The 25,355-nt window shown below is 72.0% G+C and carries 20 protein-coding genes and 1 pseudogene; 8 read left to right on the forward strand and 13 right to left on the reverse strand.

Annotated features, from left to right (window positions below; all coding sequences use genetic code 11):
* Positions 1-25: 25 nt before the first annotated feature.
* A complete protein-coding gene (locus OHT74_RS05670; RefSeq protein WP_328619564.1) occupies positions 26-1,231 on the forward strand; it encodes an acyl-CoA dehydrogenase family protein in 1,206 nt (401 codons plus the stop codon).
* Here OHT74_RS05670 and OHT74_RS05675 read toward each other — a convergent pair.
* Positions 1,228-2,337, reverse strand: coding sequence for a sugar ABC transporter permease (locus tag OHT74_RS05675; protein ID WP_328619565.1), 1,110 nt, complete (start codon positions 2,335-2,337; stop codon positions 1,228-1,230). The genes OHT74_RS05670 and OHT74_RS05675 overlap by 4 nt on opposite strands.
* Positions 2,334-3,464 (reverse strand): MFS transporter, encoded by a 1,131-nt coding sequence (locus OHT74_RS05680; protein ID WP_328623261.1) that lies wholly within the window; start codon positions 3,462-3,464, stop codon positions 2,334-2,336. Before OHT74_RS05680 ends, OHT74_RS05675 begins: the two co-directional genes overlap by 4 nt.
* 251 nt (positions 3,465-3,715) lie before the next feature.
* Between OHT74_RS05680 and OHT74_RS05685 the strand changes: the two genes are divergently transcribed.
* The 4 genes from OHT74_RS05685 to OHT74_RS05700 all read left to right on the forward strand — a co-directional run bounded on the left by OHT74_RS05685 (position 3,716) and on the right by OHT74_RS05700 (position 11,119).
* The gene (locus tag OHT74_RS05685) at positions 3,716-4,492 is read left to right on the forward strand and encodes a hypothetical protein (protein ID WP_328619566.1); all 777 of its coding nucleotides are present in this window, start codon (positions 3,716-3,718) and stop codon (positions 4,490-4,492) included.
* Positions 4,493-4,690: 198 nt separating this feature from the next.
* Positions 4,691-5,287, forward strand: a complete 597-nt coding sequence (locus OHT74_RS05690) for a sigma-70 family RNA polymerase sigma factor (protein WP_266672506.1) — start codon at positions 4,691-4,693, stop codon at positions 5,285-5,287.
* A gap of 482 nt (positions 5,288-5,769) precedes the next feature.
* Positions 5,770-9,675 (forward strand): Pls/PosA family non-ribosomal peptide synthetase, encoded by a 3,906-nt coding sequence (locus tag OHT74_RS05695; protein WP_328619567.1) that lies wholly within the window; start codon positions 5,770-5,772, stop codon positions 9,673-9,675.
* 37 nt (positions 9,676-9,712) lie between these two features.
* A complete protein-coding gene (locus OHT74_RS05700) occupies positions 9,713-11,119 on the forward strand; it encodes a M1 family metallopeptidase (protein WP_266661274.1) in 1,407 nt (468 codons plus the stop codon).
* Positions 11,120-11,179: 60 nt separating this feature from the next.
* Here OHT74_RS05700 and OHT74_RS05705 read toward each other — a convergent pair whose 3' ends face one another.
* From OHT74_RS05705 to OHT74_RS05745, 9 genes are all read right to left on the reverse strand, one after another.
* The gene (locus OHT74_RS05705; RefSeq protein WP_266635560.1) at positions 11,180-11,647 is read right to left on the reverse strand and encodes a VOC family protein; all 468 of its coding nucleotides are present in this window, start codon (positions 11,645-11,647) and stop codon (positions 11,180-11,182) included.
* 22 nt (positions 11,648-11,669) lie between these two features.
* Positions 11,670-12,734, reverse strand: a complete 1,065-nt coding sequence (locus OHT74_RS05710) for a pyridoxal phosphate-dependent aminotransferase (RefSeq protein ID WP_328619568.1) — start codon at positions 12,732-12,734, stop codon at positions 11,670-11,672.
* Entirely contained in the window at positions 12,731-13,111 is a 381-nt protein-coding gene (locus tag OHT74_RS05715; RefSeq protein ID WP_266661278.1) for a cupin domain-containing protein, read from the reverse strand. Before OHT74_RS05715 ends, OHT74_RS05710 begins: the two co-directional genes overlap by 4 nt.
* On the reverse strand, positions 13,108-14,145 hold the full coding sequence (locus OHT74_RS05720; RefSeq protein WP_266661280.1) for a class I SAM-dependent methyltransferase: 1,038 nt from the start codon (positions 14,143-14,145) through the stop codon (positions 13,108-13,110). Before OHT74_RS05720 ends, OHT74_RS05715 begins: the two co-directional genes overlap by 4 nt.
* Positions 14,146-14,212: 67 nt before the next feature.
* On the reverse strand, positions 14,213-15,340 hold the full coding sequence (locus OHT74_RS05725; RefSeq protein ID WP_328619569.1) for an NAD(P)/FAD-dependent oxidoreductase: 1,128 nt from the start codon (positions 15,338-15,340) through the stop codon (positions 14,213-14,215).
* Positions 15,333-16,298, reverse strand: coding sequence for a hypothetical protein (locus OHT74_RS05730; protein WP_266998624.1), 966 nt, complete (start codon positions 16,296-16,298; stop codon positions 15,333-15,335). The genes OHT74_RS05725 and OHT74_RS05730 overlap by 8 nt, the downstream gene beginning before the upstream one ends.
* A gap of 299 nt (positions 16,299-16,597) precedes the next feature.
* Positions 16,598-17,701: an NAD(P)/FAD-dependent oxidoreductase gene (locus OHT74_RS05735; RefSeq protein WP_328619570.1), complete on the reverse strand. Its 1,104-nt coding sequence runs from the start codon at positions 17,699-17,701 to the stop codon at positions 16,598-16,600.
* A gap of 245 nt (positions 17,702-17,946) precedes the next feature.
* On the reverse strand, positions 17,947-18,291 hold the full coding sequence (locus OHT74_RS05740; protein WP_053788046.1) for a VOC family protein: 345 nt from the start codon (positions 18,289-18,291) through the stop codon (positions 17,947-17,949).
* Positions 18,288-18,458, reverse strand: a complete 171-nt coding sequence (locus tag OHT74_RS05745; protein WP_030301855.1) for a CopG family transcriptional regulator — start codon at positions 18,456-18,458, stop codon at positions 18,288-18,290. The genes OHT74_RS05740 and OHT74_RS05745 overlap by 4 nt, the downstream gene beginning before the upstream one ends.
* 79 nt (positions 18,459-18,537) lie before the next feature.
* Here OHT74_RS05745 and OHT74_RS05750 point away from each other — a divergent pair, with 79 nt between their 5' ends.
* Both OHT74_RS05750 and OHT74_RS05755 read left to right on the forward strand, forming a co-directional pair.
* On the forward strand, positions 18,538-20,109 hold the full coding sequence (locus OHT74_RS05750) for an MFS transporter (RefSeq protein ID WP_266661293.1): 1,572 nt from the start codon (positions 18,538-18,540) through the stop codon (positions 20,107-20,109).
* A 320-nt stretch (positions 20,110-20,429) separates the two neighbouring features.
* Positions 20,430-21,384, forward strand: a pseudogene (locus OHT74_RS05755) (amidohydrolase family protein).
* Here OHT74_RS05755 and OHT74_RS05760 read toward each other — a convergent pair.
* Both OHT74_RS05760 and OHT74_RS05765 read right to left on the reverse strand, forming a co-directional pair.
* Positions 21,381-21,941 (reverse strand): hypothetical protein, encoded by a 561-nt coding sequence (locus tag OHT74_RS05760; protein ID WP_266661297.1) that lies wholly within the window; start codon positions 21,939-21,941, stop codon positions 21,381-21,383. The pseudogene OHT74_RS05755 and the gene OHT74_RS05760 overlap by 4 nt on opposite strands.
* Positions 21,942-22,076: 135 nt before the next feature.
* Entirely contained in the window at positions 22,077-23,630 is a 1,554-nt protein-coding gene (locus tag OHT74_RS05765; protein WP_328619571.1) for a hypothetical protein, read from the reverse strand.
* Between the two features lie 213 nt (positions 23,631-23,843).
* On the opposite strand from OHT74_RS05765, the gene OHT74_RS05770 reads away from it, so the two are divergent.
* On the forward strand, positions 23,844-25,325 hold the full coding sequence (locus OHT74_RS05770; RefSeq protein WP_328619572.1) for a hypothetical protein: 1,482 nt from the start codon (positions 23,844-23,846) through the stop codon (positions 25,323-25,325).
* Positions 25,326-25,355: the final 30 nt, after the last annotated feature.

Below are 25,355 nucleotides of genomic sequence, written 5' to 3' on the forward strand. Positions count from 1 at the left end.
GTTCCCGGCAAGCTGGAGGAAAGTGGTGCAGAGCCAAGGAGATACGGGTCGTGCCCGTCCCGAACCGCCCTCGGAGGAGGCCGAGTTGCGGGACCGGGTGGCGGAGTTCGTCCGGAGCCGGGTCATGCCCTGCGAGCCGGTACTCGACGCGGGTGGCCCACAGGCTGCCGGAGTCCTGGGGGAGTTGCAGGCGCAGGCGAAGGAAGAGGGCCTGTGGGCGCTGCCGCTCGGCGCCGAACTGGGCGGCCGGGGGCTCCCCCTGGCGCAGTACGTCCACATCGCCGAGGCCGAAGGAGCCAGCGACCACGGACCGGCGGCTCTCGGCTCCGCATCCCTGCTCGACGCGACCATGCTCGGGAAGCACGGCAGCGACCGGGTCCGCGGCCTGTACCCCGGGCTGCTGGCCGCCGGGGATCTGCGCGCCTGCTACGCCATGACGGAACAGGACACCCCGGGCACCGATCCGCTGCGTACGGCGACGCGCGCCGAGGAACAGCCGGACGGCAGCTGGCGCGTCAGCGGCCGCAAGTGGTTCATCTCCGGGGCGTCCGGGGCCGATCTGGTCACCGTCCTCGCACGGACCGACGGGGAGCCCGGCGACCGCGAGGGCCTCTCCCTCCTGGTGGTCCCGACCGGCTCCCCCGGCTTCCGCGTCGTACGCGAACTGCCCGTGTTCGGGGCCACCGGCCAGTGGGAGATCGAGTTCGACCGGGTCGCCGTACCCGCCGACCACCTCCTCGGCAAGCGCGGGCAGGCCCTGGCGATCGCCGCGGAACGCCTCCAGCTGGGCCGCACCCTGCGCTGCCTGCGCTGGCTCGGCCAGGCCCGGCGCGCCTTCGACCTCATGTGCGAGCGCGCCAACTCCCGTACGGGATCCCGCGGTCCGCTCGCCGGCCACCAGCTCGTGCAACAGCACGTGTTCGAAGCGCTGCTCGCACTGCGGACCACCCGCCCGCTGGTCCACGAGGCAGCGGCGAAGATCGGCGCGGGCGAGGACGCACACGTGGAGGTGGGACTGGCCAAGGTCGCCGCGGCCCGCATGCTCCAGCAGGTCGCGGACGCGGCCATCCAGGTCCACGGGGCGGCCGGACTCGGCCCCGACACCCCGCTGCCCGCGCTGCTGCGCACCGGACGCGCGGCCCGCATCCTCGACGGCCCGGACGAGCTCCACATCACCTCGGTGGCCCGCCGGGTGCTCCGTACGTACGAGAGGCACGAGGACGGCCCTTAGACGTCCCGGATCTCGACCAGTCCGGTCAGTGCCGCCAGCCCGAGTGCCAGGAAGAAGTCGCCCCAGACCAGCTCGTGCCGGACAGCGACGCCCTTGCCGGCGTCGTAGCAGCCGTCCAGCAGCATGCCCCGGGTGAGGTGCTCGCCCACCAGGCGCTCCAGGATCGCCGCCGCCCGGTACGCGTACCGCGCGGCCCGGCAGCCCGGCAGGCGGGCGAGTTTCAGCAGCGCGACCGCCGCGATGGCGGCGGCGGAGGTGTCCAGCGGGCCGGCGGGCCGCGCCTCGTCGGCCGGCGGAACGAGCGGGGTGCAGGGCCGCGTCCACACGTCCGCCAGCCGCTCCGCGACGGCCTCCAGCCGGTCCGAGGCGCTGCGGGAGACCTCGGTACGGTGCAGGGCGTCGGCCACGGCCAGCAGCAGCCACGCGCTGCCCCGGCTCCAGCCGGCCGACGGTTCCTCGTACGCCTGCCAGCCCGCCTCCGCCGCGAACTCCCAGGCCGGTACGACCCGTCCGCCCCCGCCGAGGCACAGGTCGAGGTGCCGGTGCAGGTGCGACGCGGCGGCCCGTGCGCCCTCCGGGCCCCCGGCGGCGAGCAGCCCCACCATGCCCGGTACGCCGTCCACCCGGGCCAGCAGCCGGGGGCCGCCGAAGGCCGACCCCCAGGGCACCAGCCCGAGTTCGGTGTCGAACGCGGCCAGTGCGGCCCGGGCCGCCCGGGTCCGCAGTTCCCGCGCCCCGGTGTCGGCGCCGGCGAGCGCCGTCCCGTACCAGAGGATCAGCCCGCGCGTGGCGGTGTCCGCCTCCACCCACTCGGCCAGCCGTGCGGTGCATGCGGCCGCGGCCGCCCGGTCCCCCGCGTTGCCGGTGTGCCGGGCCCGCAGCCACAACAGCCCGGCCCAGAAGCCGCCGGTCCACGCACCGCGGCCGGTGGTCGTCCAGCGGCCGGTGTCCGGGTCGGCGTACAGCGGGAACCGGTCGCCGGTCTCGGTGCGGGTGGCGGCTGCCCGCTCGAGGACGTCGGCCAGCGCCCGCCCGGCCCAGTCAGGGGGTGTCCGGCGGATCACGGCCGGGCCCGGCCCGCCCGGCACCCCCCTCACCGGGCTCACGCCGCGGCCTCCGTACGCGGGCGGCGCCGTTCGCGTACGGCCCAGGTCGTGGCGACGGCTCCGGCCACGGCGAACTCGGCGGCGACCAGCAGCCAGCCCGGCCCGTACCGGCCCGCTTCGGCCAGCACTCCGAAGAGCGGCGGCCCGACCGCGAACCCGGCGAAGAATCCGGCCGCCACCAGCGCGGAGTCCTGGCCGGCCCGGCCCGCAGCGGCCCGCTGCATCACCAGCACCATCGAGACGGCATTCCCGGAGACGGCGAACACCCCGACCGCGACGGCCGCGACCCAGACCAGCGGCTGTACGTACAGCGCGGCGGCCAGCAGGCCGGCCGCCAGGACCGCCCCGGCCGCCAGCAGGCCGGGCAGCCACTCGGCGCGCCCCGGCCGGGCCGCCTTCGACCAGCCCACCCGTCCGGCGATGCCCGCGACGCCGAGCACCGCCACCAGGGCTGCGGCCGCCGTCGGCCCCATGCCGAGCTGCTGGGCGCCGAAGAGTGCCACGTACGTGTTGACCGAGGCGATTCCGCAGCCCAGGAAGAGGGAGAAGACCGCCAGCCAGGCGATGGCACCCCGCGGCATCAGCGACGAGCGCGGCGGCGCCGCCTTCGCCGGCGGATCGGCGGGCAGGACGCGATGCGCCCACAGCGCAGCCAGCGCGGCCGCGGCGGAAGCCGTCCACACCGTCCCGCGCCAGCCGATCCCGCCGGCCAGCGCAGCCAGAGGCAATCCGGCGGCGAACGCGCCCAGTTGTACACCGGACTGCTTCATCCCGGTCACCGGCCCGCGCCGGGCGGGCGGAACGGCGGCCAGGATCGCCTTGTTGGTCGCGGGATTGGCGAGCGCCTGCGGCAGTCCGCCCAGCGCGACGGCGGCGAGGAGGAACCCCGGCCCGGGCGCGGCGCCGATCAGCCCGAGCGCCGCCGCGGACACCAGCAGCAGGACGACGAGGGAGCGGCGCGGACCCGTCCGGTCCACCATCCGCCCACCGACCGGTGACAGAACGGCCGCCGCTCCGAAGCCGATCGTCGTCGTCAGGCCGAGGGCGGTCGGCGACACACCCAGTTCGCCGACCAGCCGCGGACCGAGCGCGCCGAGCAGGAACAGCTGCAGCATCGAGAAGGCCATGGCGCCGGTCAGCAGCGCCGTCAGGCGGCCCTCCGCCCCTGCCCCGGCCGCCTTCGCCGAGGTCGTCCGTTCTGCCACTGCAGACTCCGTTCCCACACCTGTCATTTCGGTCCACGGCAGGAGTCGGAAGGGCGAACGACCGGGTTCCCAGGCCCTGTTGTGGCGTGCGACACATATGGTTTTGTCCGGTGATGCCAATTACCGGCGCCCCTCTGTAGCCGCCTTGAGAGGGATGCGACGATGAGCCCGCCATGACCCAGGGACGATGTTGTCGCGCGGTACGGGCTGCGATGTTCGCGGCCACCTGCGTGCTGCTCGCCTCCCTCGCCCACATCCTCATGACGGGGACGGCCGTCCCCTGGTGGGCCGTGGCGGCGGCTTCGGGCGCCACCGGCGCACTCGCGTGGTTCCTCGCCGCGTACGAACGGGGCCTCCTGGCCGTCATCTCGGCGACGGTCGCCGTCCAGGCCGCCCTGCACACCGGGTTCTCACTGGCCCAGGCGGCCGCTGCGCCGTCCGCGCCGGGCGGCGCCGGCACCTCCCTCGCCCGCCGGTGGGCCGGGTACCTGCTCTGTGAGCCGGCCGGCGGCTCGCCGCTGCACGCCGCCGAACCGGTACACACGGCCGGCCACGCGCACCACGCCGCGCAGGCGATGACCGACGGCAGCACGGCCCTGCAGATGCCGATGCAGATGCCGTTGCCCGTGCGGATGCCGGTGCGGATGGCCGTGTCCGCCGGACACGACATGGGCTCCATGTCACCGGGCGGAATGCTGGCCGCCCACCTGCTCGCCGCCCTGCTCTGCGGACTCTGGCTCGCGTACGGGGAGCGGGGCGCATTCCGGGTCCTGCGCGCCGTGGCCGGTCTGCTCCTCGTACCGCTGCGGCCGGCCCTCCGCCTCCCCGCGCCCCCTCACCGGCCGCGCCTGCGCGCCCGCCGGGGCCCCGGATCGCGCCGCCTGCGCGGGCTCCTGCTCGTCCACGCCATCACCTCACGGGGTCCGCCCCTCGGGACCGCTGTCAGCTGACAGCCGGCTCACCGACGCGCGCGACGCGATTGCGCCGCCCGCCTCGGTCATCGGCCTTGCCGTCCGGCAGGCCGTACCGCTCACCGGCCCGCCGCGCCACGCAGTGCGTGTGCGGCGCCGGCTCCGGATCCCGGATTCCCAGAAGGACATCAGGCGATGACCCCTGCCCTGCATCCCCGTCCGACCGCCGCCGAGACGATGACGGCGCCCGCCCGCCTCACGGGCGGTGCGGACGAGCCGACCACCCTGCTGGCGCTCGCCGCGCGCGACGGCGACCCCGACGCGGTGGACCGCTTCGTACGCGCCCTGCACCGCGACGTCCGGCGCTACGTGGCGTACCTCAGCGCCGATCCGCAGGCGGCGGACGACCTGACGCAGGAGACGTTCCTGCGCGCCCTCGGCAGCCTGCACCGCTTCGAGGGCCGCTCCTCCGCCCGCACCTGGCTGCTGTCCATCGCCCGGCGCACCGTCATCGACAGCCTCCGCCACAAGGCGGCCCGCCCCAAGATCTCGGACCGGGACGACTGGCAGACCGCCGCCGAACGGACGCAGCCCCGCGGCCTGCCCGGGTTCGAGGACGGAATCGCCCTCGCCGAGCTGCTGGGCACGATCCCCGCCGAACGCCGTGACGTCTTCGTGCTCACCCAGATCCTGGGGCTCCCCTACGCCGAGGCGGCGACGGCCCTCGGCTGCCCGATCGGCACGATCCGCTCCCGGGTGGCCCGCGCCCGTACGTCGCTCATGGCGCTCCTCACGGACGCCGAAACACCGGCTCTCGCGGCTTCGGCCGCCTGACCGCCACCGGCCGGGGCAACGACCCTGTCCCGGCCCCCCTGACCCCTATCCGCCCTTCAGCCGGCGGACGACCTCGTCGGACACGCGCCGCTGGAGGTCGGCGAGTCCGGGCCGCCAGCCCGGGCACCGGCTCGCCCACGATCTGCACGTGTCGCAGGTACGCGCGACCCTGGAGGTAGGACGAGGAGGCCGGCCAGCCATCCGAGGACCACCGCCGCGCCCCCCGACATCGGCTTGCCCGATCCACCCGACTGTGTTCCCCGCTGTGCATCCCGCACCGGGGTCGGCCAGTCACTCGGAGCAACCGTCACGGGCGCGACTGCCATACCGTCCGTTCTCCGCCACCCGCAAGGCTTCAGCAGGAAAATCCTTGATGACGCACTAGACTGGCCGGTTGTTTGGCGCTGGACCGGAACAACCCGGGCAAACCTGGGCTCCGCCGGCGACCCGGACCTTTTTCCGGGACCGAGACGCGAGGGCCGATGGCAGCGACACCTGAGCGCGGTGAGATGACCCTGCTCGACGACGGGGACCTGTACGACGAGTCCGGCAAATCCGCCCGGTTCTGCGCCGGACCCGCCGCCCCTGCACGCACCCTCGTGGACATCTTCGAGGCCTCCGTACGGGCCTGCCCCGACGAGCTCGCCCTGGACGACGGCACCGCCCGGCTGACCTACCGGGCGCTGGCCGTGGAGGTCGAACGCCGCCGGCGCGCCCTCGAGGCCGCCGGGGTGGGCCTCGGCGACCGGGTCGGCGTACGCGTGCCGTCCGGAACCAACGAGCTGTACACGGCCATCCTCGCCGTGCTCGCCGCCGGCGCCGCCTACGTGCCGGTCGATGCCGAGGACCCGGACGAGCGGGCCGAGCTGGTCTTCGGCGAGGCCGGGGTGCGGGCGGTGCTCGGCGCCGGAGGGCGCATCGACGCCACCGGCCTCGCGGACGCTGCCGTGTCCGCCGCGCGGCCAGGCCCCGAGCACGACGCATGGATCATCTTCACCTCCGGTTCCACCGGCAAGCCCAAGGGCGTCGCCGTCAGCCACCGCAGCGCCGCCGCGTTCGTGGACGCCGAGGCCGCGCTGTTCCTCACCGAGGAGCCGATCGGCCCCGGCGACCGGGTCATGGCCGGCCTGTCCGTCGCCTTCGACGCCTCCTGCGAGGAGATGTGGCTGGCCTGGCGCTACGGCGCCTGCCTCGTGCCCGTCCCGCGCTCCCAGGTACGCAGCGGCGCCGACCTCGGCCCCTGGCTGATGGAGCAGGAGATCACCGTGGTCTCCACCGTGCCGACCCTGGCCGCGCTCTGGGAGCCGGAGACCCTCAACGAGGTCCGGCTGCTGATCTTCGGCGGCGAGGCCTGCCCGCCCGAGCTGACCCAGCGCCTGGTCACCGAGGGCCGCGAGGTCTGGAACACGTACGGTCCCACCGAGGCCACCGTCGTCGCCTGCGCCTCACTCCTGACCGGGGAGGAGCCGATCCGGATCGGCCTCCCGCTGAACGGCTGGGAGCTGGCCGTGGTCGACGAGTCCGGCGAGCCGGTGCCGATGGGCGGCAGCGGCCAGCTCGTGATCGGCGGCGTCGGCCTGGCCCGCTACCTCGACCCCGAGAAGGACGCCGAGAAGTACGCCCCGCTGGAATCCCTCGGCTGGGAGCGCGCCTACCGCAGCGGCGACCTGGTGCGCGCGGAACCCGAGGGGCTGGTCTTCCTCGGCCGCGGCGACGAACAGATCAAGCTCGGCGGCCGCCGGATCGAGCTGGGCGAGGTGGACGCCGCCCTCCAGGCCCTGCCGGGCGTCGCAGGCGCCGCCGCGGCCGTCCGTACGGCGCGCAGCGGCAACCAGCTGCTCGTCGGCTACCTGGTCGCCCAGGAGGGCTGGGACCACGCGGCGGCCGTCGAGCGGCTGCGCGCCGAGCTGCCCGCGGCCCTCGTACCGCTGCTCGCGCGGGTCGACGAGCTGCCGACCCGCACCTCCGGGAAGGTGGACCGCGACGCGCTGCCCTGGCCGCTGCCCGAGCTGGAGACCACGGGCCCGGCAGAGCAGCTGTACGGCACCGAGGCCTGGCTCGCCGAGCAGTGGAGCGAGACCCTCGGGGTGACCGTCACCGGCGCAGCCGACGACTTCTTCGCGATCGGCGGCAGCAGCCTCGCCGCCGCGCAGCTCACCACCCGGCTGCGCACCCGCTACCCGCGGGCGGCCGTCCTCGACATCTACCAGCAGCCCACCCTGCGCAAGCTCGCCCGGCGGCTGGAGAAGTCCGTACGGGACGACGACGCGGCCCGGACCGTCGCGCCCGTTCCGCTGCGGACCAAAGTGGTGCAGTCGCTCCTGCTGCTGCCGCTGTTCACCCTGGTCGGACTGCGCTGGAGCGTGGCGCTGCTGGCGCTCGGCAACGCACTGCACTGGTTCGGGGCGTATCCGTGGGCGCCGACCGCCTCGTGGTGGTTCGTCGTCCCCGGTGCGGCGCTGCTCTTCAGCCCGCCGGGCCGGCTCGCGATCGCGGCCGGCGGGGCGCGGCTGCTGCTGCGCGGGGTGAAGGCGGGGCGCCACCCGCGCGGTGGCAGCGTGCACCTGAGGCTGTGGACGGCCGAGCGGCTGGCCGAGTACGTCGGCGCGACGTCGCTCACCGGCTCCTGGCTGGAGCGGTACGCGCGGGCGCTCGGCGCCAAGATCGGCCCCGAGGTGGACCTGCACTCGCTGCCGCCGGTGACGGGCATGCTCAAGCTCGGCCGCGGCTGCGCCGTGGAGTCCGAGGTGGACCTCTGCGGGCACTGGCTGGACGGGGACCGGCTCGAGATCGGCCCGGTCAAGGTCGGCGCGGGCGCGGTGGTCGGCACCCGCAGCATGCTGTTCCCGGGTGCGCGGGTCGGCAAGCGGGCCGAGGTGGCGCCCGGCTCCGCCGTGGTCGGGCAGATTCCGACCGGGCAGCGCTGGGCCGGGGCGCCCGCCGTGAAGCTCGGCAAGGCCAAGCGGAACTGGCCCAAGGAGCGCCCGCCGCGCGGGCTCCCCTGGCGGGCCGCGTACGGGGCTGCGGGCTTCGGCCTCACGTCCCTGCCCGTGCTCGCCACCGTGCCCGCGCTGCTCGTGGTGAGCCGGTTCGTGCCCGCCGGCGCCGGGCTGGTGGAGGCACTGCGCGGAGCCCTGCTGGCCGTGGTGCCCGGGGCGCTCGCGTACGGGTTCACGTACGCGCTGCTCCTGCTGGTCTCGGTACGTCTGCTCAGCCTCGGGCTGCGCACCGGGACCCATCCGACGCACAGCCGGGTCGGCTGGCAGGCCTGGACCGTCACCCAGCTGATGGACCTGTCCCGGGAGACGCTCTTCCCGCTGTACGCCGGGCTGATCACACCGGTGTGGCTGCGGCTGCTCGGCATGAAGATCGGCCGGGGCGCGGAGGTGTCCACCGTGCTCGCGCTGCCGAGCCTCACCACGGTCGGCGAAGGCGCGTTCCTCGCCGACGACACCCTGACCGCGCCCTACGAGCTGGGCGGCGGCTGGATGCGGATCGGCCACTCCGAGATCGGCCGCCGGGCGTTCCTCGGCAACTCCGGCATGACCGCGCCGGGCCGCACCGTGCCGGACGACGGGCTGGTCGGCGTGCTGTCGGCGACCCCGAAGAAGGCCAAGAAGGGCAGCTCGTACCTGGGCCTGCCGCCGGTCCGGCTGCCGCGGTCCGCCGCCGACGCCGACCAGAGCCGGACGTACGACCCGCCCGCGCGGCTGCTGTGGGCGCGCGGGCTGGTGGAGCTCTGCCGGCTCGTCCCGGTGTTCTGCTCGGCGGCGCTGGCGGTGCTGACCGTGACGGCGCTCTGCGCGCTGAGCACGGCGAGCGGGCTCGGCACCTGGGAGGCCGCGCTGCTGTCCGGAGTGGTCCTGCTGACCGCCGGTCTGGCCGCGGGCGCGGTGTCCGTGGCCGCGAAGTGGCTGCTCGTGGGCCGGCACAGGGCGGGCGAGCACCCGCTGTGGAGCAGCTTCGTGTGGCGCAACGAGCTGGCCGACACCTTCGTCGAGGTGGTGGCCGTGCCGTGGCTGGCCGGACCGGTGCCGGGTACGCCGCTGCTGAACCTGTGGCTGCGCGGGCTCGGGGCGCGGATCGGCCGGGGCGTATGGTGCGAGAGCTACTGGCTGCCCGAGACGGACCTGGTGGTGCTGGGCGATGCGGTCAGCGTGAACCGTGGCTGCGTGTTGCAGACGCACCTCTTCCACGACCGGATCTTGAGGACGGATACTGTGGTCCTCCGCGAGGGTGCCACCCTGGGCCCGGGCGGAATCGTCCTGCCCGGAAGTACGGTCGGGGCCCACAGCACACTGGGGCCGGCCTCTCTCGTGATGGCCGGGGAATCCGTCCCCGCCGACACGCGTTGGCTGGGCAACCCGATCGAGGCATGGCGGACCTGACAAGGGCCCGGGCACAGCGCAGGGAGCGGAAGCGGCAATGAGCGGCCAGAGAACAGCGGCATCGGACCCGTACTTCCCGGACAACGGAGACTCCCGTTACCGCGTGCACCGGTACGAACTCGCTCTGGAGTACCGTCCCGGCCCCAACCGGCTGGCCGGGACGGCCCGGCTCAGTGCGATCGCCGGGCGGGCGCCGCTCACCGAGTTCCAGCTGAACCTGGCCGAGTTCAAAATAGGCCGGATGCTGGTGAACGGCCGGGCGCCGCACTACACGCACCGGGGCGGAAAGCTCCGCATCCGGCCGGCCAAGCCGCTGCCCGCCGGCGCCGCGTTCACGGTGGAGGTGCACTGGGCGGGCAACCCGAAGCCGGTCCGCAGCCCGTGGGGCGGTCTCGGCTGGGAGGAGCTGAGCGACGGCGCGCTGGTGGCCAGCCAGCCGGTCGGGGCGCCCTCCTGGTACCCGTGCAACGACCGGCCCGCCGACAAGGCCTCGTACCAGATCTCGATCAACACCCCGTCCGCCTACACGGTGGTGGCCGGCGGGCGGCTGCTCACCAGGACGACCAGGGCCAGCACGACCACGTGGGTGTACGAGCAGTCCGCGCCGACCTCGAGCTACCTGGTCGGGCTGTCCATCGGCGTGTACCAGACGGTGCTGCTCGGCGACCCCGGGCTCGGCGGTGTCCCGCAGAGCGCCCATGTACCGGCGCACCTGCTGCCGCAGTTCTCGCGCGACTTCGCCCGGCAGCCCGCCATGATGCAGCTGTTCGAAGAGCTGTTCGGGCCCTATCCCTTCGGCGAGTACGCGGTGGTCGTCGCCGACGAGGAACTCGACGTACCGGTGGAAGCCCAGGGGCTCTCCCTGTTCGGCGCCAACCACGTGGACGGCGGACGCGGTTCGGAGCGCCTCGTCGCCCACGAGCTCGCGCACCAGTGGTTCGGCAACAGCGTGACCATCGCCGACTGGCGGCACATCTGGCTGAACGAAGGCTTCGCGAAGTACGCCGAGTGGCTCTGGTCGGAGCGCTCCGGCGGCCGCACCGCGCATGCGCTGGCGGCCGCCGCCCACCGGCTGCTGGCCTCGCAGGCGCTGGATCTGCGCCTCGTCGACCCGGGCCGCAAGCTGATGTTCGACGACCGTCTGTACCAGCGCGGAGGTCTCGTCCTGCACGCGATCCGCTGCGCCCTGGGGGACGGCGCGTTCTTCCGCATGCTGCGCGACTGGGCCACCATGCACCGCCACGGTGTGGTGACCACCGGGGCCTTCACCCAGCACGTGGCCCGCTATACGGGCGAGCCGCTGGAAGACCTGTTCTCGGCCTGGCTGTACGAGCCGGCCCTCCCGCCGCTGCCCTCGCCGCCCGCGCGGCTGGCGACACCGGCGAAGCCCGCGTACCCGCCCACGAACGGCGAGCCCGCGCGCCGCGGCCGGACCTCCGCCTGACGCGGGTCCGGCCCTGCGCCGCGGTTGCGGCGCAGGGCCGGTTCGCCCCGTTGCTGCCGGTCAGCCGGCTGCCTTGCGCATGTGCGCCGCGGCGCGCTGCTCGAACTCGTCCGGGGACACGTCCTCGATGTGGGTGGCTATCGTCCACCGGTGGCCGAACGGGTCGAGGACCTGCCCCGCCCGGTCGCCGAAGAAGTGGTCCTGGACTTCTCGCTGCTGCTTCGCCCCGGCCCGCAGGGCACGGGCGAAGGTGGCGTCGACGTCCTCGACGAACAGGTACAGCGTGACCGGGGTACCGCCGACGGAGTGGGGGCCGAGCAGGCCGGCTTCCCGCAGCTCGTCGGACAGCATCACGATCGTGCCGCCGATCTGGATCTGTGCGTGCATGATCTTGCCGTTCGGAGCGGTGGAACGGGCCAGTTCCTTCGCACCGAAGGCCTCGGTGTAGAAGGCGATCGCCTCGCTCGCCCCGTCGACGGACAGGTAGGCCGTCAGCTCCGCGTACCCGTCCGGGATTGCTTTGACCATTCTTGACCTCCGTGATCTTCGATTACTTGCGTGCGGTGAGCTGGTCGAGTGCGTCGAGGAAGCTGCGCAACTCGTCCTCGGTGCCGAGCGATACGCGCAGGTGGCCGGGAAAGCCGAACAAGCCGGTGTCCCGTACGAGAATCCCGTAGTCCTTGGCGAGGGCGTCCTGCGCCTCCCGGGAGGCGTCGACCCGGACGGCGACGAAGTTCGTCACCGACGGGACGTACCGGTGCCCGCGCCGCTCCAGCTCCGCGGTGAACCACTCACGCCGCTGCGCGGTGCCCTCGCGGACCTCGCCGAGGAACTGCTGGTCGGCGAGTGCGGCCAGTGCTCCGGCCTGTGCGACCCGGTTGACGCTGAACGGAAGGACGTTCAGGGTCCGGCGGACTTCGGCGATGAGATCGGCACGGCCGACGGCATAGCCGATCCGCAGGGCCGCCAGCCCGTACGCCTTGGAGAAGGTGCGCAGCGCCACCACCGGGGCGTCCCGGTCGAGGAAGTCCCTCGTCTGGGGCAGGCCCGGGTCGCTGAACTCCTGGTACGCCTCGTCGAAGACCAGCGGCACCCCGCCGGCCTGCGCCGCGTCGATCAGAGTGGCGTACGCCTCCTCCGGAAGTGCGGTTCCGGACGGGTTGTGCGGATTGCACACGTATCCGATGCCGTGCTCCGGCAGTGCGTTCGCGAACTCCTTGACGTCGAGGGCGCCGTCCCGCAGGGGGAGGGCCACGACCCCGCGGCCGATGCGTTCCAGGGATTCCGGGTAGCCGGGGAACGTACCGGCGGCGACCAGACCCGGCCGCGAGAGGTCACCGAGCGTCAACGCGGTCGCCAGCACCAGCTCGTCGCTGCCGTTGGCCACGGCGATCTGGTCCTCGGCCACGCCCCAGTGCAGGGCGAGGGCCTTGACGAGTCCCTCCCGCTGCGGCGCGGGATAGCGGTTGACCCGATCCAGCGCTCCGGCCGCCGCGGTGACGGCCGCCGGGCTCGCCCCGTAGGGGCTCTCGCTCAGGTGCAACCGCACCATCGTGTCCGCATCCGGCACGCTGGTGTTGTAGACCTTCGGCTCCGGCCGGGCGGGCGCACTCACAGCTGGGATCCCAACAGGATGCCGAAGCAGTAACTCCCCACCGCTGCTTCCTTGGTGACGAAGCAGTGCTCGCTGCCCGCCGGGATGCGCATCACTGCCGGCGAGGTCAGTTCGTGCAGGACCCCGTCGAGATGGACCTCGATGCGTGCCTGGCCGGGGAGCGGCGAGACGAGGAAGTAGATCTCGTCGACCTCGTGGGTGTGCGGTGCGGCCACCGGCTTGTCCACGAGCGTGCTGAGCTCACCGCCCGCGATCTGCACCGGCATGCCGCCGAACATGTCCGCCGTGAGGTAGAAGGGCGCGGGCTGGTGGTGCCCCGCCACCGCGAGCGGGATGGGAAGGTCGGAGACGATTTCGGGGGTGGCCGTGCGGCTCACGCTGCCTCCAGCACGAAGAGATAGGTGTGCGGCGCACCGAAGGGCACCGCGCGTCGGAGATGCATGCCTCCCTTGTCGAAGAGTTCCTCGTACTGCTCACGCGTGTAGATGGGGACGCCCATCAGGGCGTGGGCCAGTTCGAATCCGCTGGAGAACACCGGCAGGGTGCTCTCGCCGCCGCGCGGGCGCACCGTGGTGTCGCCGAGCAGGAACGTGTTGGCCTTGGGGAAGGCCGCACGCAGCCGGGGAATCACCTCGTCGCGGCGGGTCGGGTCGACGAGCAGGTCGTGCAGGAACATGAAGCTCATCACGACGTCGGCTTCGTCGGCGCCGTCGATCCGCTGCCCGTTGAACAGGATGTCGAGTACGTCCGCGCACACGGGCTCGACGGTGCCCTTGAGGCCGTACCGGTCGACGGTGTCGGCCCCGAGCTCGGTGGCGGACTTGCTGATGTCGATACCGAGTCCGCGGCTTCCGGGGCGGGCCTTGACCAGCCGGGAGACCCGCTCGCTGACGCCGGCGCCGAGGTCGACGAGCGTCGTGAAGTCGAGCCTGGAGATCTCCTCGTCCAGGATGTGCCGCATGAGCGCGGAGTCCGCCTGCGCCGAGCCGAGGGCCACCATCCCCTCGTCGCGGTGGAGGTCGACGCCGAAGCGGCGCTCCCCGCGGGCGACGGAGGCGGCGTTCGCGAAGACGTCGTGGTATCCGCCGACGCCCCAGGTGAAGAAGCCCAGCTTCTGGCGGGCCTCCTCACCGGTCCGGGTCGTCCGGACTCGGTCGCCGTGCGCCTCCAGGTACCCGAAGGACTCCGCGGCGCGGATCAGGGAGCGGAAGACGGCCTCGTCCAGGCCGTTCTCCCGGCAGAACGGGGCCACGTCGGCGGAGCCGTCGTCCTGCAGTGTGCGGAACAGCCCAAGTCGCTCCAGTGCGTGCAGCACGTGCGCGCAGATGAAGCCGTTGAAAGCGGTGTCGGGGTTCAGTGGCGTCGGCGCCTCGCCGAGCCATTGTGCGGTCGATGTGTCTACCGGCGGCATCGTCTACACCTCTCGGGAATGCGGCGGGCGGGCCGTGGGGGCACCGCCCGCCGCGAGACTGACCTGGTCAGAAGGCCTCGAGCCGGGCCAGGTTGATGCCCAGCGAGTACGGGGTGAGGTCGACGTTCGGGTTGTGGCCGAGGTAGAGGTCACGGATGATCTGGCCGGCGAGGGGTGCCTGCGCCAGTCCGTGGCCGGTGAAGCCGGCGGCGAAGAGGATCCGCTCGTGCTTGCCGGTGCCCTTGCCGATGATGGCCGACTTCGTCGGCGTGACGTCCAGGCTTCCGGTCCACGCGCTGTAGAGCTTGACGCCCTCGAGCTCCGGGTACCACTTCGGCAGCTCGTCGACGGCCGCCTGGTACCAGATGTCCCGCAGCCCGTCCTGCTTGGAGATGCGCTCCAGGCCGACGAGGAAGGCCTTGCCCATGCCCATCGTCTTCAGCCCGGACACGGGGTGGAAGGTGAACGGCAGGTTGTGCACGTCACGGTCCGTGCGGATCGCGTCGGAGTGCAGCAGCTCGGCGAACTGCCCCCACACCGGCAGGTCCAGGCCGGCCAGCTTGGCGACGTCGCCGCTCAGCGGTCCGGCCGCGATGACGATCGACTGGGCGGTGAAGTCGCCCGCCGTCGTGCTGACCACGCCGCTGTCGCTGTCCAGCCCGGTCACGGCAACGTTGGAGAAGAGTCGTGCGCCCTGCTGCTTCGCGCCCTCGACGTAGCCCTGGACGATCATCTCCGGCTTGATGCGGTAGGTGGCCGGGTTCCAGACCGCGGCCTCGATCGTGTCGGGGTCCAGCCAGGGGTTGAGCTCGACCGCCCGCGCGGCGGTGACCATTTCGACGGCCGCTCCGGCCTCCCGGTGGTCCGCCAGGTCCGCTTCCAGCTCGGCCACCTGCTGCGGGCTGGTCAGGATCGTCAGCAGGCCCAGGTCCTGCAGCCCGAGGTCGACGCCCATGGTCTCGGAGAACTGCTTGTAGTCGGCGAGGCTGCGCGTCGCCATTTCGGAGTCGTGCGGCTTGCGGGGGAAATAGGTACGGAATGCGCGCGCGGTCTGGGACGTGGTCGCGGCGCCGAACTGGTTCTTTTCCACGAGGACGACGTCGATGCCCGCCTTGGCCGCGTGGTAGGCGATGGAAGTGCCGATCACCCCTCCGCCGATGACCAGCATTTCCGCCGTGTTCTTCTGATCAGACATTCGTGCTCCTCGCAACGTTCGGACGGTAGGTCCACTCGTCTCCCGTGAGGTCCCACGGGAACAGCTGCAGATTCCACGCACCGAGGGCATTGACGTATGTCGCCATCTGGGCCATCAGAGCGACGAATTCTTCCCGGGTGGTGATGACGTCGAGTGCGGCGACCACCTCCTTGGTGATGTCCCAGAGGGTGTTCATTCCGCAGTAGCCCAGGAACTCGGTGGGCTTCACCAGCAGGATCTTGGCCAGCTCGATCAGCGACGGGAACGGCATGTCGATCTTCCGGCCGGCCCGCACCAGGGTGCTGTAGTTCACGTATCCCAGCGGCCGCGTCTCGCCGTTCACGGCGACGAGGGTGGTCAGGACCGAGTTCTTCGTCCCTGCACCGGAGGTGCCCCGGGACTTGCCCTCGTGGATGTCCACCAGTTCGTCGGTCGGGTCGACCAGCACCCGCTCGGTCTCCGCGGCGATCTTCTCGATCAGCTCGCGGACCAGCTCGGACTCGGCAGCGAGCCGCTGCACGCCCTGGCCGGCCGGCCCGTCCACCCGCCGCACGTGGGCGATCACGGGCACACCGTTGCCGTGGACGGATTCCCAGACCAGCTGACCGATCTTCGGCAGCAGGTCGACGTCCTCCGGCACGACGTGGCCGATGGGCGAGGTCGGCATCGGCTCGGTGAGCTCGCCGTACTTGATGGTCAGGTGCTGCACGGGGGAAAGGAACACCGTGCCATTGGGCTGGATCTTGCGATTCACCTTGTAATCCGGAACCGCGTGCAGCAAGTCGTGCGCCGGCGGTACGTGGTACATGCAGTCGCCGGCCACGAGCGCATGCCCCTGAAGGGTCGTGTACGGCAATGCCGCCCACAACGGCTCCACAAGTTCTGCATTGCGTCCCTCGAGGAGGGTGACGCGAACCTTGGCGCCGATCGGCTCCCAGGAGATCTCGATTTGCCGCATTTTGCTCCTACCTCTAATCGGGGTTGGAATACGAGCGACGGACGCGATGCCGTCGTGATTCGAATATATGAACAACAGCATTCAGCCGCTCGACAGGGGGCGATTTTTTGTCATATTGCCAATTGTCTGTCACTTCACGCGGCCCGCCGCATTCGAGGAATTCGGAATTCCGATTCCAGAAATGCAGAATTTCGCGGAGCCGCGCCGGAAAAACACATGGCCGCCGCACTGTGGACAGTGCGGCGGCCATATGAGCTGGCCCCGGGCCGGCAACGGCACGGGGGTGAAGTCCGGGCGGGTTACGCCCCGTTGCGGGCCAGCGAGAACGGCGTGATGTCGACGCCGGGGTGCCGGCCGAGGTGCAGGTCCCGAATGATCTTGCCAGTGGCGGGCGCCTGGCCGAGTTCGTGGCCGGTGAAGCCGGTGGCGAAGAGGATCCGTTCGTGCGGGCCGCCCGCCCTGCCGATGAGGGCGCTCCTGGAGGGCGTGACGTCGAGGGTTCCGGTCCACGCGCTGTGCAGCGCGACGTCACGCAGGCGCGGGTACCGCTGTGCCACCTCGTCCATGGCCGCCTCGTGCCAGATGTCCCGCATGCCCGGCTGCCGGGAGAAGCGCTCGAGGCCCACCAGGAAGGACGGCCCCATCCCCATCGTCTTCAGTCCGGCCGCGGGGTGGAAGGTGAACGGCGATGCGATGTCGCCGTCGCCGACCGGGTCGGTGTGGAACAGCTCGGCGAACTGGCCCCACACCGGGAGCTCGAGGCCGGCCAGCCCGGCGATGTCACCGCTGCCGTGCTCGTCCGCGAGGACGATCGCCTGCGCGGTGAAATCGCCCGCCGTGGTGGCGACGTGGCCGGTGGACGCGTCCAGCCCGGTCACGGTGGCGCCGGTGACCAGGCGCGCGCCGTGCTTCTGCGCACCTTCGGTGTAGCCCCGGAGTACCTCGTCCGCCCTGAGGCGGATCATCTGCGGACACCAGACCGCCGCTTCGACACCGGCCGGATCCAGCCAGGGATTGCGCTCGACGGCCTGCGCCGCGGTCAGCAGCTCCAGCTGTACGCCGGCCGCGCGCTGGTCGGGCACCTCCGCCAGCAGCTCGGCCGCCTCGTCCGCGGTGGCCGCCACCACGAGCATCCCGGTCTCCGTCACCTCGAGATCGGCGCCCGTGGTGGCGCCGAACGAGCGGAAATCGGCCAGGCTGCGCGCGACCAGTTCGGAGTCGTACACGCGCCCGGGAAAATAGGTGCGAAATGCGCCGGCGGTCTGTGTCGCAGTGGCACCGGACTGATCCCGTCCCAGTACGACGACGTCAACGCCCGCTTCCGCGCAGTGGTAGGCAACGGACATCGCGATCACCCCGGTACCGATGACCAGCAATTCCGCCGTGTTCTTCTGCTCAGACATCCGCAATCTCCGTAACGTGGCCTGCCCGCGTCGGCCCGGAATTCGAACAGCCGAGTGTGCCGAGTGGTGGTGTGGCCGACGGAGTGCAGCATGGAAGCCGATGCGGAGCCGTACGGGGAAAAATCGCGCGGGTCTGTCAGGTCAACGGGCCTGCCCGCCCCCGAGTTGACGAACAGTCCGCCTCTTCGTCGGCTGCTGCGCCGAAGAGGCGGACCATGTGGCACATGAGGACAGCTGCCCCGCACCTACTTCTTGAGCGGCGCCTGGAGGCTCCAGACGCGCCCGTCGGGGTCGCGCACCTTCATTTCCTGCGTTCCGTAGTGGGTCTCCTCGAACGGCGTGACCACCTCGACGGACGGGTCGACCGCGAACTCGCCGGCGTCCCCCACCCGCAGAACGACCTGGAAGTCGGGCTTCTGGTCCTCGGGGATCTCGGCGAGCAGCAGGTAGGGGCCGTCCCCGTTGCGGAGCATCCCCGAGCCTTCCTCGGTCGCGAACTCGACGTTGTAGCCCAGCGACTGGAAGAACTTGGCCGCCTTGCCCCAGTTATGGGTCTCGAGGTACACGCCTTCGACACCTTCGGTGCTCATGCCTGCTTTCCTTTCCGCGGTTCCTGCTCGTGGACGGCGAGATACGTGCGCAACGCCTCGGCGACCAGGGCCGAGAGCGACGACTCGTTCTCGATTGCATGGTGCTTGATCTGCCGGATGAGTTCCACCGGCAAGTAGACGTTGAACTGCTTTACTTCTGCACGCATACTAGGATGCTAGCATCCGTGCGCTCGTTCAACTAGGGCTGATCGAACAAGAGTTACGAACCGAGGAGGGCTCCGAACAATGAAACGCCAATGGTGGACGCTGCTGGTGGTGTGCGCCGCCACGTTCATGCTGCTGCTGGACGTCACGATCGTCGCGGTCGCGCTCCCTGACATCCAGCACTCGCTGGACGCGAGCTTCAGCGGCCTGCAATGGACGACGGATGCCTACGCGTTAAGCCTGGCGGCGCTCCTGCTCACCTCGGGCTCCCTGGCCGACCTGTACGGCAGGCGGCGCCTGTTCGTCATCGGACTGGCGGTCTTCACCGCGGGATCGCTGCTGTGCGGCATCGCGCAGGACCAGCTGATGCTGATCCTGTCCCGCGCGGTGCAGGGAATCGGTGGCGCGATCCTTTTCGCCACCTCCCTGGCACTGCTCGCCGGCACGTTCCAGGGCAGGGAGCGGGGCTCGGCCTTCGGCATCTGGGGTGCCGTCGCGGGTGTCGCCACCGCGCTCGGCCCGGTTCTCGGCGGTGTGATCACCAGCGGCATCAGCTGGCGCGGCATCTTCCTGGTGAACCTGCCGATCGGCATCGCCGCGATCTTCATCACGCTCCGCCTGGTGGACGAGTCCCGTCCGCCGCGCGCCTCCAAGATCGACTGGCTGGGCATCGTACCGCTCACGGCAGGCCTGTTCAGCCTGGTCTACGCCCTGATCAGGGCGAGCGACACGGCATGGGGCGAGCAGGGCGTGCTGATCTGCTTCGGCCTGGCCGCGGTGTTCCTCGTGGCGTTCGCGGTGATCGAATCGCGCGTGTCCGATCCGATGTTCGACCTGAAGCTGCTGCGCACCCCGACCTTCCTCGGCGGCTCGATCGCCGCCTTCGCGATGAACGCCTCGCTGTTCGCGATGTTCATCTACCTCGTGCTGTACCTGCAGAACGACCTCGGCTACAGCGCGATGGGTACCGGCGCCCGGCTCCTGGTCAGTTCCGGCTGCACGCTCGTCGCCGCCATGGCGGCAGGCCGCCTCATGAGCAAGGTCCCGACCCGGTGGCTGATCGGCCCCGGCCTGGTCATCGTAGGGATCGGCCTCCTGCTCATGACGGGCGTGTCCGCCGACTCCGACTGGACCCACCTCATCCCGGGGTTCATCGTCACGGGCATCGGGGCCGGCATGGTCAACCCGCCGCTGGCCTCGACCGCGATCGGTGTCGTCCCGGTGTGGCGCGCCGGAATGGCCTCCGGCGTGAACCAGACGTTCCGGCAGGTGGGCATCGCCGTCGGCATCGCCGTGTACGGCTCGCTGTTCACGTCCTCGCTGCACGACGCCCTGCGGGAGCGGCTCTCGAGCGTCCCCGCACTGCAGGGGCAGAGCGACGAGATCGCGGACTCCATCCGCATGGGCTCTCCCGGGCAGGCGATCGCCTCGGCCCCTGCGGAGTTGCGGGGACAGGTGGAGCACGCGGTCCAGGCCGGCTTCGCGACGTCGATGAACGACCTGCTGGTCGTCAGCGGCATCGTGGCGCTGGTGGGCGGCGTCCTGGCGTTCGCCCTCATCCGCAGCAAGGACTTCGTCGCCCCCCAGGGCGGCCCCGGCCAGCCGGCCCGGCCGCCCCAGGCCCAGACCACGGAGGCCCCGCAACCGAGCTGACCACCACGGCGCCCGTCAGCACCCGGCCCCGCACGCCGGCACTGACGGGCCGCCGCGCCGCCCGTCAACGCGTCGAGCGGGGCAGGTGCCGCGGCCGGGTCAGGCCCGGCGTGAAGGGCCCGGGAAGTGGCCGCGGGCCGCGGGCCGTACGGGCCCAGCCGCGGCCCGCCCGCGTCTCCTGCGTGTTCGCCCTCTGAGAGGAGGAACGGGCCCGCCCGGTTCCGCGGATCCATGGGGCGGCGTCGCCCCGACCCGGTGCCCGACTGGCCCGTGCCGTACGGGAGGCGTTCCATCGAAGGGTGAGCCCTCTGCGTATCGACGTGCACGCCCACCTGTGGACCGCGGAGTACCTCGACCGCCTCGAAAGGCTGGGAAAGGCTGACACGGGTACCCAGCGCGGGATCGGCGCCGACGCGACCGAGGCCGATGTGGACCACCGTTTCGCGCTGATGGACCGGGCGGGCATCGACCTCCAGGTGCTCTCCGTGGCACCGCAGTCCCCGCACCTGGCGGGGGAGTCCGACGCCGTGGCGGTCGCCCGTACGGCGAACGAGTCGTACGCGGACCTCGTGGCCCGCCACCCCGGGCGCTTCCGGTTCTTCGCCGCGCTGCCCCTCCCCCACGTCGACGCGGCTGCGCGAGATCGCCCACGCCTTCGACCAGCTCGGCGCGGTGGGGGCCGGCGTGACCACGACCGTGCTCGGCCGCACCCTCGACGACGCGCTCTTCCGCCCCGTCTACGAGGAGCTCGACCGGCGCGGCGCCGTCCTGTGCATCCACCCGGCCGGCGAGGGAGCCGGCAGCCCGCTGATCACCGAGCACGGCATGACCTGGATGGTCGGAGCGCCGGTCGAGGACACGGTGGCCCTCATGCACCTGATCCTCGCGGGCATTCCCGCACGCCATCCGGGCATGCGGATCCTGGCCTCACACCTGGGCGGGGCCCTGCCACTGCTGCCCCGCCGGCTCGACGACCATCTGGCGTTCGAATCCCCGGGGACGCCCGAACTCCCCTCGGTGGCCGTCGGCCGCCTCTGGTACGACACGGTCAGCCACGTGCACGCACCGGCGCTGGCCGCAGCGGCGGCGACCTTCGGGGCGGACCGCCTCGTCCTCGGCACGGACTTTCCGTACGAGGACGGGGAGGTCTTCCTGCGGGCCGTGGACTACATCTCCGACGCCGGGCTCACCCGGGAGGAGGCCGCGATGATCCTCGACACCAATGCGGCCGGCCTGCTCGGCCTGGTCAGGCGAGATCCGGAAGAGACGGCCTAGACCGGGCAGGGCCGGTACTCGAGGCTGAGTTCGCGGTCGACGGCGTAACTGGTCCGCATCGAGGCGTCGATGACCTGCTGCCAGGAGCCGTACTTGGCGTAGAGCTGGTCCGCGGTGGGGCCGAGCGGGTTGCCGTACTTGGCGATGTTCCGCTCCTCCAGGATCCGGACCTCCTCCGGGGTCATGCCGGCCCGGGTGATCGCCTTGGCCTGGTTGCGCATGTCGACCAGCTCCCGGGCGATCTCCTCGTCGGTGGCCCCGGCCGCGCGCATGTCGGCCTCCGTACGGTGCATGTCCTCGAGGAGCCCGTGGTAGCTCATCCGGGTCCGCTGGGCCTCGACCTTCTCGTCCATCGGCAGGACGCGGATGCGGCACACGACGGGGTCGGTGCTGGGGCACGGATCGTCGGCGGGGACGGGGCGGGCGAGCGGCGCGGTGATGATCGAACCGCACGCTTCGGCCGCGCCGGCCACCGACGCGGAGGCGGTGGCCAGCAGCGCGACGGCGGCCACGAACGGCAGGAGGGCACGGCGGGAGAGGGACAGGGAAAGGGGCATGCCCGCATCCTTGGTGACCGTGCCGTGCCCTGACACGTGGACACCCCGATGATCACTCCAACGGGTACCCCCGGGGCGGTTGCCGGCTGATCCTGAACCGGAGCACTGCCCGTCCGGCCTCCGCCGAACACCCGCTCAGAGGCGGTGGATCCGGTCGATGCCGTACCACTTCGAGACACAGGCGGCGACCCAGTCCCGCGTGGGATCGGACGTGAAGAAGGGCTCGGCCAGGCTCCCGATGTACAGGGGCCGGTATCCGACATCGGTGGCGCCCTGCGCGGCCTCGGTCCGGATGCGGGAGTTCTGGGCGTCCCAGGCCGCGGCACGGGTGACCGTGGCCGTGGTGAGCTGTTGGACGCTCGGGACCAGTACGGCCAGCGCGGCCAGCGCCAGGCCGCCCACGGCCACGATGCCGGCCGACACGACCGGGGTGGAGGCGCGCCGGCGGGCCAGGAACCGGCCGGCCCACTCCCCCAGCAGGGCGCCGTAGACGCACAGCGCCAGTTCCATCGGCACGAGGAAGTTCGTCCAGGTGCGGGCGTACGTCCACCCGCTCGGACCGTAGCCGCTGCGCAGGCCCAGCACCACCGCGAACGACCCCAGCACCACCACCGGCACGGGGAGCAGCAACACGGCGATCTGCATCTTCCGCGGCGTGGGCCGGCGCCATTTCCCCTCGCGCGGCCCGAGTGCAGGCGCCCGGAGGCCGGCTCCCCAGCCGAGGAGGACGCCGACGGCGGCGGCTCCGAGGTAGGCCCACTGGCCCGTGACGGAGTCCCACATGTGCAGCCAGTCCTGGAAGGTGCCCCTGAGTTCGCCCGCGGAGAGCACGGACTCCCGGTCCGGCTCCTGGGCACGGCGCCACCGGGCGCCGGGGGAGGTGTAGAGCACGATCAGACCGCAGACCAGTCCGGAGCACCAGAGCGCACACCAGGTGAACGGGTGCCAGGTCCGGGCCAGTTCGAGGCGGGGCAGCGCCAGCAGGCCGACTCCGGCCGCGAGCAGACCGCTGACGAGGGCGAACGGTTCGCTCAGGGTGCCGAGCCCGAACGCGATGAGGAATGCGGCGGCAAAGCCGCCTGCACGTACGGCGGCACGGGGTTGGCGAACGGTCCGGATGCCGAGCAGGAGCGCCCACACCCCGACGACGCTGGGAATGGTGTGGGAAATGGTGGCAGGAGCCCACAGCAATACTTGATAACTGCGCGTTCCGGCGTAGTAGAGGTGCGCCTGGATCGCCAAGGAGCAGGCGAACAGGGTCAATATCTGCGGTGTGCCACCGAGAAACCGGACGAACTGGCACCCGAGCAGAACCAGACCGACCGTGAACGTGACGGCGATGACGGTCGGCAGGATCTTGACTCCGCCGAGCCCGTCGCCGTAGATGACGCCGCTCAGGAAGGCATTGGCGATCCGCCCGTTCTGGGTCGTGTAGAAGTCGGAGGTGATGCCGAGGACTCCCAGATCACGGGATTTCCACGCGGCGCACCAGTCGTCCGATGTGGGCCGTACGTAGAGCCCTAGAAAGCACCCGATGGCGACCAGGGCCCCGGCCGCCGCCACGAGGGTCCCGCCCGCGCCCAGCAGGAGCCTGCGGACGAACGGGCGACGGCCTCTCCCCCGGCCATCCTCTCCGGAGGAATGCGTTCGACGGCCCTCGCCCTCGGACAGCAACGGAGCAGTGCTCATTCACCCATCCTTTGCGGCGGGCCTCCGTCCCGGCCACGGCTGTTACGCCATGCGATGACGCCAGGTGTGTCGAGGCCCCGCGGTCACCCGAGCGGCGGCGTGTCGTGGCGGGCTCCGTACAGGTCGGCCACGATGGGAATTCCGGAGTTCCGCGCGCACGGAAATGCACGGAGACGCGCGGAAACCCAGGGAATCCCGACGGAGGGAGTGGCGATGCCTGCTGTCCGGCTCGTTCGCTGGGCGGTCGTCACGGCGTCCCTCGCGAGCGTCGCCCTTCCCGTGTGCGTGGCAGGAGCCCCTGCCGGCCGGCGCACCGGCGAAGAGCGGCCCGTGTTCCTGGTCAGGCCGCCGGGACACCACAGCCGTGGCGATGCCGAGGGCAGCTACGCGCCCCTGTCGGTGCTCACCGCCCCCACCGCCGGGCTTCTCTCCAACACGACCGCCACCGAGGGCATCACACGGGCCGTCGCGCAGGGCGCGCGGTACGTCGAGCGGAGCAACGTACTGCGGTTGCCGTCCGGCCGGTGGAAGTACCTCCCCGTCGGCAGGACGGCTTCGGCCGTGGTGGCCCTCGACGATCCGACGGCCCGGCAGCAGATCGCGCAGAGCCGCGCCTGGCTGGCGGCCGGCCGGGTCCCGGGCAGCTCGCCCGCGCAGCGCGCGGGGGCCGAGCGGGCCCTGCTGTCCATGCGAGCGCTGCTCCGGCCGAACGGTGCCATGGCGGCGGCGTGGACGCCGGGCTGGATGTACTCCTGGCCGCGTGACTCCAGCTTCGCCTCGGCCGCGTTCGCGCACACCGGCCATGACGCCGAGGCCTACCGGATCCTCCGCTACAGCGCCGCGACCCAGCGGAAGGACGGAACCTGGGAAGCGCGGACGAAACTCGACGGCTCCGGACCGCCGGACGGCAGGCGGTGGCAGCTCGACGCCAACGGCTGGGTCCCCTGGGCCGCTTGGCAGTGGTACCAGACGGCGCCCCGCGCCAGCCGGCACGCCCGGCTGGCCGCCCTCTACCCGATGGTCCGCAGGGCGGCCGACCACGCGGCGGCCTGCCTGGGGGCGGACGGGCTCCCCCCGGCCTCCCCGGACTACTGGGAGCTGATGACGACCACGCCGAACATCGGTACGGCCGCGCCCCTGCTCGCCGGGCTCAACGCCTCCGCGGACCTCGCCCGGGCGGTGAACCGGCCGGACGATGCGGCGCGCTGGAGCTCTGCCGCCGGGCGGCTCTCGGCCGGGATATCCAAGAGGTTCGCTCCCCTCGGCTACCAGCGCACCGTCGACGGGCAGCACGGACACGACAGCGCGGTGGCGTTCATGGCGCCGCCCTTCAACGCAGCGCCCGCCGACCTGCCCCGGGCACTCGACACCACGCACAGGGCGCTGCTCCTGCCCAACGGGGGTCTGACGCCCGGCAACGATCCGACGGCGCCCTGGGGCGGGAACGCCTGGACGCCCAGTACCTCGTTCTTCGCCCTCGCATGGGCCGGGACGGGGAAGACGGCGAAGGCGAGGCAGGTCCTGGACTGGGTCCTCTCCAAGCGGAACTCGCTCGGGGAGCTGCCCGAGAAGGTGAACCGAGCGGGCGGGCCCTCGTCGGTCGCACCGCTGGCCTGGACGGGCTCGATCACCGTCCTCGCCCTGGTGGCACTCGACGGCAAGCCCCTCCCCACCCCGCCCTTGCGGTCCCGGTAGGTCCTGGCGTCACGCGCTGCGGGCACCGCC

This window comes from Streptomyces sp. NBC_00354, assembly GCF_036106915.1.
In the GTDB taxonomy this organism is placed as follows: domain Bacteria; phylum Actinomycetota; class Actinomycetes; order Streptomycetales; family Streptomycetaceae; genus Streptomyces.

Coding starts and splice junctions, on each gene's coding strand:
- OHT74_RS05680 (WP_328623261.1), bottom strand. CDS start 3,464: ATGGCCTTCTCGATGCTGCAGCTGTTCCTGCTCGGCGCGCTCGGTCCG.
- OHT74_RS05685 (WP_328619566.1), top strand. CDS start 3,716: ATGACCCAGGGACGATGTTGTCGCGCGGTACGGGCTGCGATGTTCGCG.
- OHT74_RS05690 (WP_266672506.1), top strand. CDS start 4,691: ATGACGGCGCCCGCCCGCCTCACGGGCGGTGCGGACGAGCCGACCACC.
- OHT74_RS05695 (WP_328619567.1), top strand. CDS start 5,770: ATGGCAGCGACACCTGAGCGCGGTGAGATGACCCTGCTCGACGACGGG.
- OHT74_RS05700 (WP_266661274.1), top strand. CDS start 9,713: ATGAGCGGCCAGAGAACAGCGGCATCGGACCCGTACTTCCCGGACAAC.
- OHT74_RS05705 (WP_266635560.1), bottom strand. CDS start 11,647: ATGGTCAAAGCAATCCCGGACGGGTACGCGGAGCTGACGGCCTACCTG.
- OHT74_RS05720 (WP_266661280.1), bottom strand. CDS start 14,145: ATGCCGCCGGTAGACACATCGACCGCACAATGGCTCGGCGAGGCGCCG.
- OHT74_RS05725 (WP_328619569.1), bottom strand. CDS start 15,340: ATGTCTGATCAGAAGAACACGGCGGAAATGCTGGTCATCGGCGGAGGG.
- OHT74_RS05730 (WP_266998624.1), bottom strand. CDS start 16,298: ATGCGGCAAATCGAGATCTCCTGGGAGCCGATCGGCGCCAAGGTTCGC.
- OHT74_RS05735 (WP_328619570.1), bottom strand. CDS start 17,701: ATGTCTGAGCAGAAGAACACGGCGGAATTGCTGGTCATCGGTACCGGG.
- OHT74_RS05740 (WP_053788046.1), bottom strand. CDS start 18,291: ATGAGCACCGAAGGTGTCGAAGGCGTGTACCTCGAGACCCATAACTGG.
- OHT74_RS05745 (WP_030301855.1), bottom strand. CDS start 18,458: ATGCGTGCAGAAGTAAAGCAGTTCAACGTCTACTTGCCGGTGGAACTC.
- OHT74_RS05750 (WP_266661293.1), top strand. CDS start 18,538: ATGAAACGCCAATGGTGGACGCTGCTGGTGGTGTGCGCCGCCACGTTC.
- OHT74_RS05760 (WP_266661297.1), bottom strand. CDS start 21,941: ATGCCCCTTTCCCTGTCCCTCTCCCGCCGTGCCCTCCTGCCGTTCGTG.
- OHT74_RS05765 (WP_328619571.1), bottom strand. CDS start 23,630: ATGAGCACTGCTCCGTTGCTGTCCGAGGGCGAGGGCCGTCGAACGCAT.
- OHT74_RS05770 (WP_328619572.1), top strand. CDS start 23,844: ATGCCTGCTGTCCGGCTCGTTCGCTGGGCGGTCGTCACGGCGTCCCTC.